Origin of the sequence: Candidatus Protofrankia californiensis, assembly GCF_900634765.1 — a bacterium.
GTDB classification, from domain to species: Bacteria; Actinomycetota; Actinomycetes; order Frankiales; family Frankiaceae; genus Protofrankia; species Protofrankia californiensis.
In genome coordinates this window covers 1-2540 of sequence record NZ_CAAAFT010000448.1, presented here as the reverse complement: position 1 = coordinate 2540, position 2540 = coordinate 1, and the positions used below count along the sequence as shown (strand labels likewise).

General features: G+C 71.4%; 2 protein-coding genes and 1 pseudogene. All 3 read left to right on the top strand.

The genetic code is table 11. The features are described 5' to 3' along the window. Window positions 1-309 (top strand): annotated as a pseudogene (locus DD1DGNOD_RS23315) (cyclic dehypoxanthinyl futalosine synthase); the annotation flags it as partial. 137 nt (window positions 310-446) lie between these two features. Continuing rightward, window positions 447-1586: an adenosine deaminase gene (add, locus tag DD1DGNOD_RS23310; protein WP_241251800.1), complete on the top strand. Its 1140-nt coding sequence runs from the start codon at window positions 447-449 to the stop codon at window positions 1584-1586. A gap of 116 nt (window positions 1587-1702) precedes the next feature. Then, a complete protein-coding gene (locus DD1DGNOD_RS23305) occupies window positions 1703-2380 on the top strand; it encodes a demethylmenaquinone methyltransferase (RefSeq protein ID WP_430827857.1) in 678 nt (225 codons plus the stop codon). Window positions 2381-2540: the final 160 nt, after the last annotated feature.

Sequence of the window (2540 nt, the reverse complement as noted above, 5' to 3'; positions counted from 1 at the left end):
GTCGCGCACCTGCAGGGCTCCTGGTTGACGACCGGCAAGGAGGTCGGCCAGCTCACCCTGCACATGGGCGCGGACGACCTGGGCTCGGTCATGCTGGAGGAGAACGTGGTGTCCTCTGCCGGTGCCCGGCACCGGACCAACCGGGCCGAGCTCATCCACCTGATCCGCGCGGCCGACCGGATCCCGGCGCAGCGTGACACCCTCTACCGGCACCTGGTCGTACACCGTGATCCGTCGCAGGACCCCGTGGACGACCGGGTGGTCTCACACTTCTCCTCGACCGCTCTGCCGATCGTCTCCGCTACGTAGGGCATCCGGCTACGTAGGCTATCCAGCTATGTAGGGCGTTCAGGCATGCAGCGGCGCCACTGGCCGGTGTGACCGGGTTACCGCCTCGCCGCCCATGAACCCGTGCCCGAGGTGCCGGCTAGCCTGTCGGGGTGACCGTGTCCACTGGACCGAAGATCGAACTTCATGTTCACCTGGAGGGCACCGTCCGCCCGGCGACATTGCTGGCGATGGCCCGGCGTAACGGGGAGTCGTTACCGGCGACGACGGTCGAGAGCCTCACCGAGCTGTACCGTTTTCGGGACTTCGACCACTTCATCGAGATCTGGGTCCTCACCACGCACGTGATGCGCACCGCCGAGGACTTCCGTCAGGCCGTCGTCGACTACGCGGCCGAGGCGTCCGCGCACGGCGCGGTCTACGTCGAGGGGATCTTCTCTCCGTGGTTCCGCGTCCAGCGCGGGATCTCCTGGGAGGAAATCTTCAACGGATATGCCGACGGGGTGGCCGAGGCCCGCGAACGGTTCGGCCTGCACATGAGCCTCACCCCTGACGTCGACCGTGTCCTGCCGCCGGAGGCCGCCTGCGAGGTGGCGCGCCAGGCGGTCCGGTTCCGCGACCGGGGGATCGTCGGCCTGGGGTTGGGCGGACCGGAGGCCAACCATCCGCCCGAACCGTACGCACGGGCGTTCGCCATTGCCGCCGACGGTGGTCTGGCCGCCGTCCCCCACGCGGGTGAGAGCAGCGGGCCGGCCTCGATCCGTGGTGCGCTGGACGCCCTGGGCGCGCGCCGCATCCGCCACGGCATCCGAGCCCTGGACGATCCCGATCTCGTGGCCGAACTGGTCGAGCGGGACGTCGTCCTGGACGTGTGTCCGGTGTCCAACCTGCGGACACGTTCGGTGACAGATCTTTCTCTGCATCCCCTGCCCGCGCTGGTCGACGCGGGGGTGCGCTGCTCGCTGGCGACCGACGATCCGGCCATGTTCGACACCGATCTCGGCCGTGAGCACGCGGTGGCCGCGGCCTTGGGCGTATCCGCCCGTGACCTGTACGAGGCCGGAGTCGCCGGTGCGCTGTGTGACTCCCCGACGCGACAGCGGCTGGCGGCGATCGGGGCCGGGACCGACTGGGACGCCGTGCAGGTGGCGCTGGCCACGGCCGCCCGGACGGATCCGCTGGCCGCCGGTGTCACCGCACCCGGCTCCCTGCCCGTCACCGCGTCCGGGTCCGCGACCGCACCCCCGGTCGGGTCCGGGTCCGTCGGCGGTACCGGAACCGCGGTGGTACCGCAGTGAACGCCGTACCGGGAAGCCCGGGAGGTACGGGAAGCCCAGGAAGCAGAGGAGGTACGGGAAGCGTGGCCCCGGTGCGCGTGGCCGGACCGGAGAAGCGGCCGGAGGAGGTCGCGGCCATGTTCGACGGTGTCGCGCGTCGCTACGACCTCACCAACGCGGTGCTCTCGGCCGGTCTGGACCGGACCTGGCGCAGCGCCACCGCAGATGCGCTGGAGCTGCGTCCAGGACTTCGGGTGCTGGATCTGGCCGCTGGCACCGGTACCTCGTCGTGGGCGTTCGCAGCCCACGGAGCCTCGGTCGTGGCCTGCGACTTCTCCCTGGGCATGCTCAGGGTCGGGCGCAGGCGCCTGCGTCACCGCCCGGCTGCCTCCGGTGGCGGCACGGTCGCACTGGTCGCCGGGGACGGGCTCGCGCTGCCGTTCGCGGAGGCCTCCTTCGACCGCGTGACGATCTCGTTCGGCCTGCGTAACGTGGTCGACGTCGAGGCGTGCCTGGCAGAACTGGCGCGGGTGACCCGTCCCGGCGGACGCCTGGTGGTCTGCGAGTTCAGCCGTCCGACCTGGGCGCCGTGGCGCACGGTCTACATGGAGTACCTGATGCGAGCGCTGCCCGGCCTCGCCCGGGTGGTCAGCAGCAGCCCGGACGCCTACGTCTACCTGGCCGAGTCGATCCGGGCCTGGCCGGACCAGCCGACCCTTGCCGGTCACATTGCCGGTGCCGGCTGGACTCAGGTGGGCTGGCGCAACCTCACCGGCGGCATCGTGGCCCTGCACCGTGCCTGGCGTCCAGCCTGACCGGGCCGGGCGGGCCGGACGCCAGGCGGTCAGACGGCGTGTGGTCGTCACACACCAGGTGCCGTCAGACACCAGGTGCGCCGGGGCAGGCCGGGCCGCGGACGCTCGGACAGCCTGGGCCGTGGAAGGCCGTGGAAGGCCGTGGAAGGCCGTGGAAGGC

Excerpts from the sequence above, each read along its gene's own strand:
- DD1DGNOD_RS23305 (WP_430827857.1), top strand. The coding sequence starts at position 1,703 with ATGTTCGACGGTGTCGCGCGTCGCTACGACCTCACCAACGCGGTGCTC.